At 71.2% G+C, this 14996-nt stretch carries 13 protein-coding genes; 8 read left to right on the top strand and 5 right to left on the bottom strand.

Going from position 1 to position 14996, the window contains the following annotated elements; translation table 11 throughout:
• Positions 1–78 precede the first annotated feature (78 nt).
• From ABT004_RS09045 to ABT004_RS09055, 3 genes are all read left to right on the top strand, one after another.
• The gene (locus ABT004_RS09045; RefSeq protein ID WP_351333110.1) at positions 79–1026 is read left to right on the top strand and encodes a carbohydrate ABC transporter permease; all 948 of its coding nucleotides are present in this window, start codon (positions 79–81) and stop codon (positions 1024–1026) included.
• 15 nt (positions 1027–1041) lie between these two features.
• Positions 1042–1962, top strand: coding sequence for a carbohydrate ABC transporter permease (locus ABT004_RS09050; RefSeq protein ID WP_351333113.1), 921 nt, complete (start codon positions 1042–1044; stop codon positions 1960–1962).
• A 75-nt stretch (positions 1963–2037) separates the two neighbouring features.
• Positions 2038–3435 (top strand): GH1 family beta-glucosidase, encoded by a 1398-nt coding sequence (locus ABT004_RS09055; protein WP_351333115.1) that lies wholly within the window; start codon positions 2038–2040, stop codon positions 3433–3435.
• 22 nt (positions 3436–3457) lie between these two features.
• Here ABT004_RS09055 and ABT004_RS09060 read toward each other — a convergent pair whose 3' ends face one another.
• Together ABT004_RS09060 and ABT004_RS09065 are read right to left on the bottom strand one after the other, a co-directional pair.
• The gene (locus ABT004_RS09060) at positions 3458–4906 is read right to left on the bottom strand and encodes an aldehyde dehydrogenase family protein (protein ID WP_351333117.1); all 1449 of its coding nucleotides are present in this window, start codon (positions 4904–4906) and stop codon (positions 3458–3460) included.
• 76 nt (positions 4907–4982) lie between these two features.
• Complete coding sequence (locus tag ABT004_RS09065) at positions 4983–6548, bottom strand: GMC family oxidoreductase (protein WP_351333120.1); 1566 nt, start codon at positions 6546–6548, stop codon at positions 4983–4985.
• Positions 6549–6700: 152 nt separating this feature from the next.
• On the opposite strand from ABT004_RS09065, the gene ABT004_RS09070 reads away from it, so the two are divergent.
• Positions 6701–7153 carry a GbsR/MarR family transcriptional regulator gene (locus ABT004_RS09070; RefSeq protein WP_351333122.1) on the top strand — a complete coding sequence of 151 codons (453 nt, stop codon included), beginning with the start codon at positions 6701–6703 and terminating at the stop codon, positions 7151–7153.
• Here ABT004_RS09070 and ABT004_RS09075 read toward each other — a convergent pair.
• Positions 7095–7733, bottom strand: a complete 639-nt coding sequence (locus ABT004_RS09075; RefSeq protein ID WP_351333124.1) for a TetR/AcrR family transcriptional regulator — start codon at positions 7731–7733, stop codon at positions 7095–7097. The genes ABT004_RS09070 and ABT004_RS09075 overlap by 59 nt on opposite strands.
• 143 nt (positions 7734–7876) lie before the next feature.
• Here ABT004_RS09075 and ABT004_RS09080 point away from each other — a divergent pair, with 143 nt between their 5' ends.
• From ABT004_RS09080 to ABT004_RS09095, 4 genes are all read left to right on the top strand, one after another.
• Entirely contained in the window at positions 7877–8812 is a 936-nt protein-coding gene (locus tag ABT004_RS09080; RefSeq protein WP_351333127.1) for an NmrA/HSCARG family protein, read from the top strand.
• A 164-nt stretch (positions 8813–8976) separates the two neighbouring features.
• Positions 8977–10224: a Clp protease N-terminal domain-containing protein gene (locus ABT004_RS09085; RefSeq protein ID WP_351333130.1), complete on the top strand. Its 1248-nt coding sequence runs from the start codon at positions 8977–8979 to the stop codon at positions 10222–10224.
• A 70-nt stretch (positions 10225–10294) separates the two neighbouring features.
• A complete protein-coding gene (locus tag ABT004_RS09090; RefSeq protein ID WP_351333133.1) occupies positions 10295–11680 on the top strand; it encodes a sensor histidine kinase in 1386 nt (461 codons plus the stop codon).
• Between the two features lie 4 nt (positions 11681–11684).
• The gene (locus tag ABT004_RS09095) at positions 11685–12329 is read left to right on the top strand and encodes a response regulator (RefSeq protein WP_351333136.1); all 645 of its coding nucleotides are present in this window, start codon (positions 11685–11687) and stop codon (positions 12327–12329) included.
• 14 nt (positions 12330–12343) lie between these two features.
• Here the strand turns inward: ABT004_RS09095 and ABT004_RS09100 are convergent, their stop codons facing one another.
• Positions 12344–13684 (bottom strand): MFS transporter, encoded by a 1341-nt coding sequence (locus ABT004_RS09100; RefSeq protein ID WP_351333138.1) that lies wholly within the window; start codon positions 13682–13684, stop codon positions 12344–12346.
• Positions 13685–13703: 19 nt separating this feature from the next.
• Positions 13704–14939 carry a flavin reductase gene (locus ABT004_RS09105; RefSeq protein ID WP_351333141.1) on the bottom strand — a complete coding sequence of 412 codons (1236 nt, stop codon included), beginning with the start codon at positions 14937–14939 and terminating at the stop codon, positions 13704–13706.
• Between the last annotated feature and the right edge of the window lie 57 nt (positions 14940–14996).

The raw sequence follows: 14996 nt of genomic DNA on the forward strand, positions 1-14996 counted from the left end.
CCCCCCCCCCCCCCCCCCCGCCGCCGCATCGCACACCCCGCCAGCCCGCCACCCCGCTCGCCCGACGGAAGGACCCCGGTGGCCACCTCAACTCTCCCTTCGGACAAGGCCCGTTCGAGGATTCCGCTGCTGCACCGCCTCGACGTGAAGGGCGCGCCGTACGCGTTCATCGCCCCCTTCTTCGTCATCTTCGCCGCGTTCAGCTTCTACCCGCTGATCTACACCGCCTGGATCTCCCTCCACCAGGTCGAGCTGTCCACCTTCGACGTCATGTCATGGCGGGGCCTGGACAACTACACGGCGCTGCTCGCCGACGAGCGGTTCTGGAACGCGCTGCGCAACACCATCACCATCGGTGTGATCTCCACGGTTCCGCAGCTGCTCATGGCCCTCGGCCTGGCACACCTGCTCAACTACCGGATGCGTGGATCGACCTTCTTCCGCGTCGCCGCCCTCACCCCGTACGCCACCTCGGTCGGCGCCGCCGCGCTCGTCTTCACGATGCTCTTCCAGCGCGACTTCGGCATGATCAACTGGGGTCTCGGCCTGGTGGGCATCGACCCGGTCGACTGGGAGAACTCCACCTGGGCCTCGCAGAGCGCCATCTCCGCGATCGTGATCTGGCGCTGGACCGGCTACAACGCCCTGCTCTACCTGGCCGCCATGCAGGCCGTGCCGCTGGAGCGCTACGAGGCCGCCGCCATCGACGGGGCCAACCGCTGGCAGCAGTTCCGCACCGTCACCGTCCCCGGCATCAAGGCGACGATCGTCTTCACCATCGTCCTCTCGACGATCGGCGCCACCCAGCTCTTCGGCGAACCACTGATCTTCGGCCAGGGTCCCAACGGCGTCACCGGTGGCACCGACGGCCAGTACCAGACGCTCGGCCTGCTGCTCTACGAAGAGGGTTGGAAGAACTACCAGATGGGCCGCGCGGCCACCGTGGCCTGGGCGATGTTCCTGCTGCTCGTCCTCTTCTACGTCCTGCAGCGCGTCGTCTCGCGCCTGCGCAACCGCAAGCACTGACCGGGGAGCCACGCCATGACCACCGACACCGCTCCGGTCCGCACCGGCGCCCGAGACGGCGGCGCCGTCGAGCGCCCCGCACCCGCCCGCCGCAGGCGCCTGAAGCCGGGCGCGGGCAAACAGCACCACGCGGGGCCCGTCACCTACGTCCTGCTCGGAATCACCGCCCTGGTCTCGCTCTTCCCGCTCTATTGGACGCTGGTCGCGGCCTCCTCCGACAGCGCCCGGATCTCGCGGACCCCGCCGCCGTTCCTGCCGGGGCCGAACCTCTTCACCAACCTCTCCCGGGCCTGGACCGAGGCCGCCATGGGCAAGGCGATGATGAACTCGCTGATCGTGGCCGGCGCCATCTCGCTGTCCACGGTGCTCTTCGCGACCCTGGCCGGATTCGCCTTCGCCAAGCTCCGCTTCAAGGGTCGGGGCGCCCTGCTCATGGTCGTCATCGGAACCATGATGGTGCCGCCCCAACTGGGCGTCGTCCCCCTGTTCATGATGATGAGCGACCTCGGCTGGGGCCAGCAGCTGCCATCGGTCATCTTCCCTACGCTGGTCAGCGCGGTCGGTGTGTTCTTCATGCGGCAGTACTTCGCCGAGGCACTGCCCGACGAGCTCGTCGAGGCGGGCCGTGTCGACGGCGCGCACTCGCTGCGCATCTTCTGGTCCATCGTGCTTCCGATCGCCCGCGCCCCCATGGCCGTGATCTTCATGATCACGTTCGTCCACGCCTGGAACGACTTCTTCTGGCCGTTCATCGCCCTCGACATGACCAACCCGACCGTGCCCGTGGCGCTCACACAGCTGAGCGCCGGCTATGTCCGCGACCAGTCCCTGATCATGGCGGGCGCGCTGCTCGGCACGCTGCCGCTGCTCGCGATGTTCGTGGTCTTCGGCCGGCAGATCGTCGGCGGCATCATGCAGGGCGCCGTCAAGGGCTGAGTCACGACTCACGTCGACGCGAAGCCGACTCAACTCCCGTACCGTTCCCGTCAGTTCATCCCGTAGGAGTCCTTCATGTCATCCGCGCTCACGTTCCCCGCCGACTTCCTGTGGGGTACGGCGACCGCCTCGTACCAGATCGAGGGCGCCGCCCAAGAGGACGGCCGCACCCCGTCCATCTGGGACACCTACGCGCGTACGCCCGGCAAGGTCCTCAACGGTGACACCGGCGACATCGCCTGTGACCACTACCACCGTTGGGCCGAGGACGTCGACATCATGGCGGACCTGGGCGTCAAGGCGTACCGCTTCTCGCTCGCCTGGCCGCGCATCCAGCCGACCGGCCGCGGACCTGCCCTGCAGAAGGGCCTCGACTTCTACCGGCGGCTGGCCGACGCGCTGCGCGAGAAGGGCATCAAGCCGGTCGCCACGCTCTACCACTGGGACCTGCCGCAGGAGTTGGAGGACCTGGGCGGGTGGCCGGCCCGGGAGACCGCCGAGCGGTTCGCCGAGTACGCGGCGCTGGCCGCCGAGGGCCTGGGCGACCACATCGACACCTGGACCACCCTCAACGAGCCCTGGTGCAGCGCCTTCCTCGGTTACGCGTCCGGGGTGCACGCCCCCGGTCGCACCGAGCCGGTCGCCGCCCTGCGCGCTGCCCACCACCTCAACCTGGGACACGGCCTGGCCGTTCAGGCGCTCCGCTCGCGACTGCGCCCGGCCGCCGAGGTGTCGGTGACACTCAACGTGCACCACGTACGCCCGCTGACCGACGCGGCCGGGGACACGGACGCCGCCCGGCGCATCGACGCGCTGGCCAACCGGGTCTTCACCGGCCCGATGCTGCGGGGCGAGTACCCCGAGGACCTGCTGAAGGACACCGCGTCGCTCACCGACTGGTCCTTCGTCGAGGACGGCGACCTGGCCGAGATCCACCAGCCGCTGGACTTCCTGGGCGTCAACTACTACTCGCCGACGCTGGTCTCCGAGGGCGACCCGGCCCACGGCAGCGACGGCCACGGCGCCAGTGCGCACACCCCCTGGGTGGGTGCGGACCGCGTCGCCTTCCACCCGACACCCGGTGACAGGACCGCGATGGGCTGGACGATCGACGCCTCGGGTCTTGAGGAACTGCTGGTCCGTCTGAGCGGCGAGAACCCTCGTCTGCCTCTGGTGATCACGGAGAACGGCGCGGCGTTCCACGACTACGCGGGCCCCGACGGCAACGTCAACGACCCGGAACGTATCGCCTACGTCCGCGACCACCTGGCCGCCGTGCACCGAGCGAGGTCCGCGGGCGCGGACATCCGCGGCTACTTCCTGTGGTCGCTGCTGGACAACTTCGAGTGGGGCTACGGCTACAGCAAGCGCTTCGGCATGGTCCACGTCGACTACCCGACCGGCACCCGCACCCCCAAGGCCAGCGCCCGCTGGTACGCGAAGGTGGCCGCGACGGGCACGCTGCCGGAGTGACACCTCACCCACTTGGAGGGGGTTACCGGTCGGCCGCCGGGGCGGAGGCGGCGATGTGTACGGCGGCGGGCCGGGTCGCGGCGTCGTAGGCGGCGCGCGCCCCGGTGGCTCCCATGCCGCTGTCGCGGGCGGGTTCGTAGAGCCGCTCGGGGCCGCCGCCCTGCCACTGGTTGACCCAGACGACACCCACGGGCAGCCGGGCGGCCGCCGCGATGTGGTCGGGGTCGTCGGTGTAGACGGTGGCGGCGAGGCCGTAGCGGGAGGCCGCCGCGCGGGCGAGCCCCTCCTCGAAGTCGGCCACGACGGTGACGGGTGCCACGGGACCGAACGTCTCCTCGGTCATCACGAGCATGGTGTCGTCGACTCCGGTGAGGACGGTCGCCGGGTAGAAGTAGCCGGGGCGCTCCGGTGCGACTCCGCCCGCACGAACGGTCGCGCCTTTGGTGACGGCGTCCTCGACGTGGCGTCGTACGGTGTCGCGTTGCCGCGCGTCCACGAGGGGGCCGAGCACCGTGGCGGGGTCGAGACCGTCGCCGACGGCGAAGGTCCGCGCCGCGGCGGCGAGGGCCTCGACGAACTCGTCCGCGATCCGCTCATGGACGTAGATCCGCTCCATGGAGGTGCAGATCTGGCCGGTGTTGATGAAGGCGCCGAACGCGACGGCTTGCGCGGTGGCCACCGGGTCGACTCCGGCGTCGATCACGACGGGGTCCTTGCCGCCGAGTTCGAGTACGCAGCGGTTCAGGTGCGCTCCGGTGGCCGTTCCCACGGCGCGGCCGGCGCCGACCGAGCCGGTGAAGTGGACGAGCCGTACGTCTTGGTGTTCCGTCAGCGCCGCGCCGGTGCGGCCGTCGCCGAGGACCAGGTTCAGCACGCCCGCGGGGAGTCCGGAGGCGGCGGCCAGTTCGAACAGCCGCACCGTGGAGAGCGGGGACCGCTCGGAGGGCTTGACCACGACGGTGTTCCCGGCGGCGAGCAGCGGGCCGAGGCCACCGAGGACCATGGCGACGGGGAAGTTCCACGGGGTGATGACCGCGGTGACACCGAGCGGGTGGCGGACGATGTCGGTCCGCTCGCCCGCCGGGCCAGGCCCTGCCACCGTTTCGCTGAACGGGTAGGTGAGCGCCTGGTCGGCGGCCGCCTTCAGCCCGGCCACCGCGCCCTCCACGAAGGTGCGCCCGATGCCGACCGGCTTGCCCATCTCGCGGCATTCCAGTTCGGCGAGTTCCGCGGTGTGTGCGGCGATCGTGCCGGCCCAGGCGTGCAGGTGCTCCACGCGCCGAGACACGGTGAGGGCGGCCCACTCGCGCTGCGCTTCGGCGGCCGCGGTCACTGAGCGGTCGACGTCGGCGGCGCTGCCCGCGCGGAAGTGCGCGACGGCTTCCTCGGTGGCGGGGTTGACCACGGCGACGACATCCTCGCCGGTCGGCTCTTCCCACCGGCCGCCGATGAAGTTCTGGAGGGTTTCCATGGTGGGGGCCGTTTCTGTTCGGTAATTCTGTTCGGTACGAGGTTCAGCACGGGGCTCCGTGCGTCACGGGGCGGTGTCAGGCGTCGAGGCGGTCGGCCATGAGTTCGCCGGTCATGATGGCGGCGAGGTTGGTGTTGGCCCTCGGCACGGAAGGGAAGATCGAGGCGTCCACGACCCGCAGTCCCCGGACACCCTGCACCCGGCATTCCGGGTCGACGACCGTCCCGGCGGCGCTGGTCGCGCCCATCCGGCAGGTACTCGTGCCGTGTTGGGCGTCGAGGACCGTGGCGAGCAGATGGTCGTCGAGGGCACTGTCGTCCGCCAGTGCCGCGAACAGCGGGCCGTTCGCCTCCTCGACCGATCCGCCCAGGACGGCGGCCGTCTCGGCGCTGCCGCTCAACTCGACGAGGGCGCGCACACCCTCCCGCATCGGGGCGAGATCCCGCGCGTCGGACAGCATGCGCTGGGCGACGTACGGGTGTGCCGAGGGATCCGTGGAGACGAGGGTGAGTTCACCGCGCGAGTGGGTCCGGTTCAGCCAGACACCAAAGCCGCCGGCGTGCTCTTGGGTGTTCGCCGTGGCCATGGACAGCACGTTCTGGTTGAGCGAGACGAACATGAGGTCGTCGGAGTGCGTACCCGACCCGCTGGACCAGCGCACGCAGACGTTGGTGTGCCGGTCGTGCGGTGACGTGATGGCGGTTTCGGCCCGCAACGGCAGCGAGAGCACCGTCATCGCGTGGTCCTGCATCCCGACACCGACCGGCAGGTCCTGGCACACCTCGATCCCCAGTGCCCGCAGTTGGGCGGCGGGGCCGATGCCCGAGCGCAGCAGGATCGCGGGGGAGTGGATCACCCCGGCGCTGAGGATCACCTCGTCCGCGTACTCGGTGACGACGGCTCCGTCGATCACCGCACGCACACCGACCGCGCGGTCGTTCTCGAAGATGACGGTGTCCACCAGCGCGTCGCCGCGGATGGTGAGGCCGGGCAGTTCGCGTCCGGGTTCGAGGTAGGCGTCGTTGACGCTGACGCGGCGGCCGTCGCGGGAGTTGATCGGGTACGGCGATACGCCGGTGGCGCCGGGGGCGTTGACGTCGGGTGCCCAGCCGAACCCCGCAGCGAGCGCCGAGTCGGCCAGGGCCCGGTCGACGCTACCCCAGGCGTCCTTCGGGGTCCGGTGGATCGGGGTCGGCCCGCCGCGGCCGTGGTGGGGCTTGTCGCCGAACTCCTCGTCGTCCTCCAGCTTGGCGAAGTAGGGCAGCACGTCATCGGGCGCCCATCCGGTACAGCCGAGCCGGGCCCACTCCTCGAAGTCCGCCATCGGCGGCCGGATCGCGATCTGGCCGTTGACGGACGAACTGCCGCCCACGCCACGCCCGCGCCAGTACGGGGCCTGCGGCTGCTTCTCGGTGCGCGAGGAGTTCAGGCCGGTCCACACGACATGTTCCGAGGCCGCGGGATCCATGAGGGCCACCACGGGGTTGGGGGAGCGCCACGCCTCCGGCATCTGGGCCGAGCGGTAGTCGGGGCCCGCTTCGAGCAGCAGGACCCGGCGGCCGCGAGTGGCGGCGCGGACGGCGAGCGCCGCACCCGCGGAGCCAGCGCCGACGACGATCAGGTCGCGAACGTGCTGTGCCATCGCTCCTCCTTGATGCGGGAGTGTCACGCACCGGGGGCTCCTGTGCGGATGCTGGTAATCTGACGCAGAAGGAAAGTTCAGTCAAGAATGAATTTTCAGTTTTTTCCGTACGGGGAGGATCGGTGCCGCCAGCCGCCGACAACAGTTCAGCCATGAGCGAGAGGCCGTTGGTCGAGGACTTCGGCCGGCGGATCGGGAGCGCGATGGGATGGCCGCCGATCGCCGGGCGGCTGGCGGGTGTGCTGATGCTCAGCCCCGACCCCATGACGCTGTCGGAGCTCCAGGCGCGGCTGGGAGCCAGCAAGGGTTCGACGTCGGAGATGACCCGCCTGCTCATCGCGAACGGCACGGTCGAGCGGGTCAAGGTGCCCGGCGTGCGCCAGGCCGGTTACGTCTGGCGCGACGACGCGTGGAGCGGCTGCCTCCAGCACCAGCTCACCCAGACCGAGCAGCTGCTCGAACTCGCCCGGACCGCGCAGGAGCGGGGAGTTGGCATGCCGGAGGCGCAACAGGCGCGGCTGCGCGACATGCACACGTACTACGACTTCATGGTGTGTCAGCTGCGCCGCCTGCTCGACGAGTACCGGCGGCTGGCTCGGGGCTGATCCCCGCCACCGCAAGGGCGAGCAGTGCGTCGGCGCGGGCCGCGGGCGCGGGGTGGTGCTCCGTGGCGAGGGTGAGGCCGACGGCCAGGGTGATCAGGTCCTCGACCGTGACCCCTGGTGCCACCGCACCCTCCCGCGCCGCGCCCCGCAGGAGTGGCTCTCCCGCCTCGATCAGCGCTGCCGCGCAGGAGTTGCCCCCCACCGGGTCGTGCCCCTCGTCGTACGAGAGGGCTGCCGCCAGTCCGCGCGCGGTGACGCAGTAGGCGACCACCTCGCCCAGCCACTCCAGCAGTGCCTTCCGGCCCTCGCCCTTCCGGCCGTCACTCTTCCCGTCCTTGCCGCTCCGGCCGTCGAGTTCTCGTGCCCGTGCGCTCAGTGCCTCGATCCGGTGCCGCGAGACGGCCTCCAGTAGCGCCCGCCGGGTCGGGAAGTGTCTGCGCACGGTCGCGGAGCCGACTCCGGCTACGCGCGCGATCTGCTCCAGCGAGGCTTCCGCGCCCCGTGCGGCGACCTCCTCCTCGGCGACGGCGAGGATCCGCTCGTAGTTGCGCCGGGCGTCGGCGCGCTGCCGCTCGACCATGTGATCAGCTCCAGGATTGCTAAGTGGCGGGGCCCGCCATATCGTATCCGAACATAAATGGCGGGCCCCGCCATTTCCCGTGGCCGACGCCTGCCCTTGGCCGGCCGTGCGTCCGTACGTCCGTATGTCGAAGGAGTCCTCTCATGCCGACCCCGCCCAGCACCCCGTCACTCGCACACGCCCCCGTACTCGTCACCGGCGCCACCGGCCGGCAGGGCGGCGCCACCGCCCGTGCGCTGCTCGCCGCCGGTGTTCCCGTACGTGCCCTGGTCCGGGACCCCGCCACCGACCGGGCCCGCGCCGTCGCCGCACTCGGGGCCCGGCTCGTCACCGGAGATCTCCTGGACCGCGCCTCCGTGACGCACGCCGCCGAGGGTGCCCGCGCCGTCTTCTCGGTCCAGATGCCCCTCTTCACCGCCGAGGGCGCCGACTTCGACAACGAGCTGGCCCAGGCCACCAACCTCGTCGAAGGCGCCCGCGCCGCCGGGGTGGAGCAGTTCGTGCACACCTCTGTCACCGGTGCTGGGCAGCACACCGAGGTACCCGGCTGGGCCGAGGGGTACTGGGACTTCATGGCCCCGACCCTCGACACCAAGGCCGCCATCCAGGATCTCGTCCGCACGGTCGGCTTCCCGCGCTGGACGCTCCTCAAGCCGGGCTTCTTCATGGAGAACCTGCTCCCGTCCATGGCCTACCTCTTCCCGCACGGCATCGAGGGCGGCCTGATCACTCTCATCAAGCCCGACACCCGGCTCTCCCTCACAGCGGTCGCCGACATCGGCACCGCGGCCGCCGCCGCCCTCGCGGACCCGGACCGTTTCCACGAGGTGGAACTCGAACTGGCCAGTGAGTACCGGTCGATGGAGGAGGTCGCCGAGATCCTCAGCCGCGTCCTCGACCGGCCGATCACCGCGCCTGACCTGACCCTGGAGCAGGCCCTCGCCGCTGGAATGCCGCCCATGGGTGCCTCCGGTGCCTTCATGAACGCCGCGGGCCAGCCGGGCCGCCCGGAGTTCGCCCGTGCGCTGGGCCTGCCGCTGACGCGCTTCGAGGACTGGGCGCGGGTGAACCTGCGTTAGGCGTCAGTGGGCGAACAGTTCCACGGGGTCCGGCCGGGTGGCCCGCCCACTGCCCGACAACCCGGCCGATCGGACCGGAAGCCTGGACGGTCGGCCGACGCGGAGCCGAAGGTCCCGCGGATAGCGTCCTTCTCGGTAGGTGACACCACGGAGAGGGAGCAACGATGGATCAGCGAACGGCCGACCGCGACACCGGACTCGCCACCGAGTTCGAGAGGGACGTCGAAAAGCTGTTGCTGGAGGCGCTGCGCGCGGGGGCCAAGCAGGAGCGCGAGGACGTCGGTACGGAGAGTGTGCTGGCCGCGATCGTGTCGGGTGACTCGGACGCGGGCTCCGCGATCGCCCCGGGGATGAAGGCGTCCGGCTCGCTCAGCGGATCCATCGGGTACCGGGGGACGTCCGTGTGGGTCAGTGCCGACGCGGGGGACGGCGTGGCGGAGACACCGGACGACGAGCGGGAGATTGACGCCCTGTGGCGGGAGGTCCGGCACGAGGAGGCCAAGCGGCGGCGTTGGCAGAACCGGAAAGAGGAGAAAAAGAAGAGGGAGGAGGGCCAGGCCGCCCCGCGGAGCATCGAACTGCCGCCGATGACCGGCGCGTTGCGGTCGTGTCTGCGCAAGGCATTGGAGGCCGCACGGGCGGAGGGCGCCGTGTCGGTGCGTGTCCGTCATGTGGCGCACGCCCTGGTCGAGTTGGACGGGACGCGGGCCCGCGAGGCCATGGTCGTGGAGAAGGTGGACGTCCCGGCTGCCTCGGCCGCGCTCGAGGCGCTGCGGGGAAGCGACGAACTGCCGGAACCCACCACAGTGTTCATCCTGCGCAAGGCGGGGACGTTCGGGAAGAGCGGCAATCCGCTGACCCGGAAGTTCAACGCCTGGGTCTTCGGCGGCAGCGCCGGACTCTTCGGCTCGGCGATGGTGGGCGCGGCGCGCTCGGAGGCGCCGCGGGTGGCGGTGCGGCGCGGGGAGCCGAAGACGCAAGCCGTCGACATGCTACTGGGCATCCTGGCCCTTGAGCGGTCGCTGAGCGTCGCGGGACGTGAGCTGCCCGAGAAGCTCCAGGGGGCGAACCGAGGGGCGGAACTCCTGCGCCGGCACGGCGCCCGGCAGGACGCTGTCTCCCGGGTGCTGCTTCCCACCACAGGCGTCGCGGAGGGGGAGCCCGCGGAGGTGCGCGGACCCGCCGACTTCGAGGAACGGCTCCTGCACGTCACGCAGTTCACCGCCTCCCACCATGGCTCGCCCACGGTCGGCACGACCCATCTGCTGGCCGCGCTCCTTGACGAGACCGGGACGGACGCGGAGTCCGCGGCGGAGATCGAGCGCGTGCTGACCGAGAGCGGCGTGGACGTCGACGCGCTGCGGGCCGAGCCGGAGCTCCAGGTGCCCGCAGGAGCGGCGCGTGCGAACTGAGGCCGCGGTGACCCACCAACACATGTGACACGATCGGCCGTTGAGAACGGAACCCGCGCGGAGGAAAACGATGAGCCCGGTAGTGCGACCGTGGACGCGGGTGCGCCGCGAGGCGGCCGCGATCCGGAATGCGGTGCGAGCCGCGCCCCGGCGGACGGTCGTGATCGAGTCCGTACTCGCCGGCCTGGTGTTGGTGTGCTCGCTGGTGCCGGTTCCGCTGATGCCGCCGGCCCACCCGGTGCCGGTGGCCCTCCTGGGTGTGTGGGCGGCGCTGCTCGTGCCCGCGCGGCGCCGGTACCCGACCCTCGCGGTGCTGGGCTGCATGCCGGTGATCGCCGGGGAGAACGTGTGGGCGACGGTGGTGGTGCCGTGTGTCGTCTGGTCCGCCGTACGCCGCATCCCCGCCGCCCGGCGCGCCTGGACGGCGGTCGGGGCGAGCGCCGCCGGAGCCGTGCTCCTGTCGATCGCCAGCCAATCCCTCAGCGAGCTTCCCACGCTGCCGTATCTGATCACCGGCGCCGGCCTGGCCGCACTGTTCGTCCTGCTGCCCGCGCTGTCCGGCCGGGTGCTGGGGCACCGCCGTCCGCTGAAGGGACTGCTGCGGGAACGCAACGCCTACCTCGAACAGGCCCGCTCCCTCACCGACGAGGCGGCCCGCATGGAGGAACGGGCCCGCATCGCCGCCGAGATGCACGATCTGCTCGGCCACCGCATCGGACTCATCTCGGTGCACGCCGGGGCCCTCCAGCTCGCCGCCGAACGCCAGGCGCCGCCGCTGGCCCCGCAGGCCGAACTGCTGCACACGACCGCCGGAACGGCCATGGACGAGCTGCGCGGCATCCTCGGCGTCCTGCGTCACCAGTCGGGCGAGGACATCGGCGAGCGGGGGACCCGTGAGTCCCTCTCGACCCTCGTCACGGACTCCCGTAACGCGGGGGCAGACGCCGAACTCCATTGGAACGCCGCCGACTTGACGGAAGCGGACCCCCGCACCCGGCAGGCCGTGCACCGTGTCGCCCGCGAGGGACTCACCAACGCGCTGAAGCACGCACCCGGCGCGACCGTCCGTGTCACGTTCCAGGACGAAGGGGCGACCGTGACGATCGCCGTCGTCAACGACGCCCCGCCGGCGCCCCGTTCGCCCGGCGGCGGGAACCGCAGTGGACTCGTCGGCCTGCACGAACGGATCAGCCTGCTCGGGGGCGTCCTGCAAGCCGGACCGCGCCCGGAGGGCGGCTTCGCCCTCTCCGCCCGGATACCCGTCAGGCCCGACGCGCAGTCCGTGTACGCCACTTTGTCGAAGCCACTGTCGGAGGGGGCGGGCTCCCGGGCCCCGCTGTCCACGGAAGTGCTCACGTGGCCCCGCATCCTGGGAGGTGGCTGCGCGGCGCTGCTGGTGCTGTTGCCGACGATCGGTGGCACCGTCGCTCTGTTGATCATGGCCGTCCTACAATGAGGCGATGATCCGAGTCCTGATCGCCGACGACGAGGCCCTGATGCGTACCGGCGTCCGGCTGGTCCTTGAGCACGACGACGAGATCCGTATCGAGGCCGAGGCACAGGACGCCCGTGAGGCCGTCGAAGCCTGCCGGGTCCACACCATCGACGTCGCCCTCCTCGACATCCGCATGCCAGGGGACGGCATCACCGCCGTCGCCGAGATCACCCGCCAGTCGCCCCGCACCCGCGCGGTGATGCTGACGGCCTTCGGTGAGGAGTCGACCGTCACCAGCGCGTTGCGCGCCGGGGCCCACGGCTACCTCCTCAAGGACACCGGCCCCCACGCGCTCATCGACGCCGTACGCCGCGCAGCCGCCGGGGAACCCGTCCTCGCCCCGCAGGTCACCCGCCAACTCGTCGACTTCCGGACCCGCATGGGCCACAGCGGCGACGCGGCAGCGGGCCGGATCGCGGAGCTGACACCGGCCGAACGGGACATCCTGCGGCTGCTCGGCACCGGCCTTTCCAACGCCGAGATCGCCGACCGGCTCCACCTGAGCTCCGGCACTGTCAAGGCCCACATCAGTAGCATCCTCACCCGCACCGACTGCACCAACCGGGTCCAGGCCGCGGTGCTGGCGCAGGAGGCGGGACTGCTCGGCTGACATCGGGCAGCCCGTCACCGCTTCCGCAGCGCCCGCGGTGCCGTCTCCGGCAGGGCCATCAGACACACCAGGGACAGGACGCAGGTTCCGGCGAGGTAGTAGCCGACGTTGTCGGCGTTTCCGGTCGCGGCGATGATCCGGTTCGCGACCAGCGGGGAGATGCCGCCGCCGAGGACGGCGCCGAGGTGGAAGGCGATGCCCATCCCGGACTGCCGCTGGTCGCGGGGGAAGAGCTCGGTGAAGAAGGTGTACATCGGGCCGAACAGCAGCCCGGTCGTCGCGAAGCCGAGCATCAGCGCGCCGGTGAAGGCGCCGATGGTGCCCGCTCCGGCGATCGGGAAGATGACCAGCGCCGCGACCAGTGACGAGAGCGCTCCGGTGAACATGACCGGTCGCCGGCCGAACCGGTCCGAGGCCCACGCCCCGACGACGTTGCTCGCCGCGTGGACCAGCAGGCCCAGCGTGCTGGCGTTGACCACTGCCTGCCGGGGCAGCCCGAGACCGTCGGGGGCCGCGGACGTCGCGTAGGACATCATGAAGGTGACCAGCGCGAACGTGCAGGAGTTCAGGCCGATGTTGACGCCCGCGGCCAGCAGCACCCGGCGCCAGTTGGAGCGGAAGACGTCGGCCACCGGGCGCCGGTCCTTGAGCGACTCGCCCTCCTCGCGCACCATCTGCTGGAACACCGGGCTCTCCGCCACGCCCCGGCGGATCCAGACGCCGATGACGATGGCCACACCACCGGCGAGGAAGGGCAGCCGCCAGCCCCAGGACTCGATGCTGGAGTCCGGCAGGAAGAGCACGGCGGCGAACGCCAGGTTGGCGATGATCGTCCCGAACGGCGAGCCGAGGGCGACGAACACCCCGTACCTGGCCCGTTTGTCATCAGGGGCGTGCTCGATGGCGAGCGCGGCCGCGCCGCCGGTCTCACCACCACGGAACAGGCCGTGCCCCATCCGCAGGACGACCAGGAGCAGCGGCGCCGCGACACCGATCTGCGCGTAGGTCGGCAGCACACCCATCAAAACGGTGGCCGCGCCCATGCCGATGAACGTGAGGAGCAGCGCGAAGCGCCGGCCGTACCGGTCGCCGACCCAGCCGAACCCGGCGGCGCCGAGCGGCGCCATCAGGAAGCCGATGGCGAAGGTCGCGAGACCGAGGAAGGTGCCGAACCAGGCGTCGTCGGTCTTGAAGAAGGTGTCGGTGAGGACCAGCGTGGTCGCCGTCCCGTAGATGGCGAAGTCGTAGAACTCCAGCGAGGTGCCCAGCCCACTGGCGAGGGCGATGCGGACGATGCCGCTGCGGGCCGGCGGCGGCGAACCCGTGGTGGCCGCCGCCGATATTTGCTCGGTCATGTGTGTACCTCTGGGCCTGTCAGGGGAGTTTCGGCGCGTAGCAGGAAGGGGGTGTGCCACCGGTCAGTTCGGTGATGTGCTGCGCTCTGTCCAGCGCGGCGGCGAGGATGGCCCGGAAGCGTTTCGCCCCGATGTCGGCACCGAAGCCGCCCACCATGAGTTCGAAGGCGACGTGCCGGTCGGCGCCGAAGACCGGGAGTTGGAGGGTGCGGGCATGGTGCCTCGGGCGGGGGTCGCGGCAGTAGTCCGCGTATCCGGACGCCATCCGCTCCCAGAGCCCGACCAGGGCCTGGCGCCCGTCCCCGGCCCCGTTCCGTGCCTCGGCGGTCAGCCCGCCGAAGTGCTCGGAAAGGGTGTGCCCGAAGGAGATGGCGTACCCCTGCTCGCGGACCAGGGCGAGGGTGTCGTCTAGGAGTTGGGTGTCGATCCGGCCCATCAGGCGCACGGCGTCCTCCCTCCAGGCGCGGCGCAGGTCAGGGTCGCACCAGGCGGCGAAGCCGGGGTCCATCGGCGCCGCGAAGGGGAAGCAGGTACCGACGTACGGCTGCCGGGTGTCGGCCGCGGTGAGCACGACCACCTGGCCGCGCACCACGGTGGACAGAGCGCACTCGACGTTCAGCTCCCGGGCGAGGTCCTGAATGAGGTCGCCGACACCCGTGGCGATGCGGAGCCGGGAGCCCATTTCGGCAAGGTCGACACCGGTGACCGGAGACGCGAACGAGCCGTAGCCGCCGTTGAGGAAGACCAGCGGCGCCTCGTCGGCGCGCGGGCCGAGGCCCAGGTCCTCCACCGCGCCCAGCACCATCACGTGGTCCCCGGCCGGCAGTACGTCGTGCACCGTGGCGTCGAACCAGGCCACGGCGGACCGGAGCCGCGGAACACCGTGCTCGTCGAACTCCCAGGCGTCGCCGGTGAACCGGTCCTCGGGGGCGGCGGCGAAGAAGTCCCGGCACAGGGACTCGTGTTCGGCGCCCAGGACGGACGCGTGGAACCGGCCCGCGTGTCGGATGCCGGCGTAGGTCCGGGACCGTTCCTGGGGCAGGAACCCGACCAGGGGCGGGTTCTCGGACACCGAAGTGAAGGTGCCGACGACCATCCCGATCGGGCCACCGGACTCGTCGACCGACGTGATGATGGTGATGCCGGTCGGATACCGTCCCAGGACCGTGCGCCAGCGTGACTTGGGCGGGGGCGGTGGCTGCGGGACCACGCGGTCGCCGCAGGACCCGGTCTGCTGATTCGTCTGGCTGACCATCGTCTTCCTTGTCGGGTCGGTGTCGACAGTGGGGCAGCGCGTCCGCCGACGGTGTCG

This window comes from Streptomyces sp. NPDC002790, assembly GCF_040295505.1.
Classification (GTDB): Bacteria; Actinomycetota; Actinomycetes; order Streptomycetales; family Streptomycetaceae; genus Streptomyces.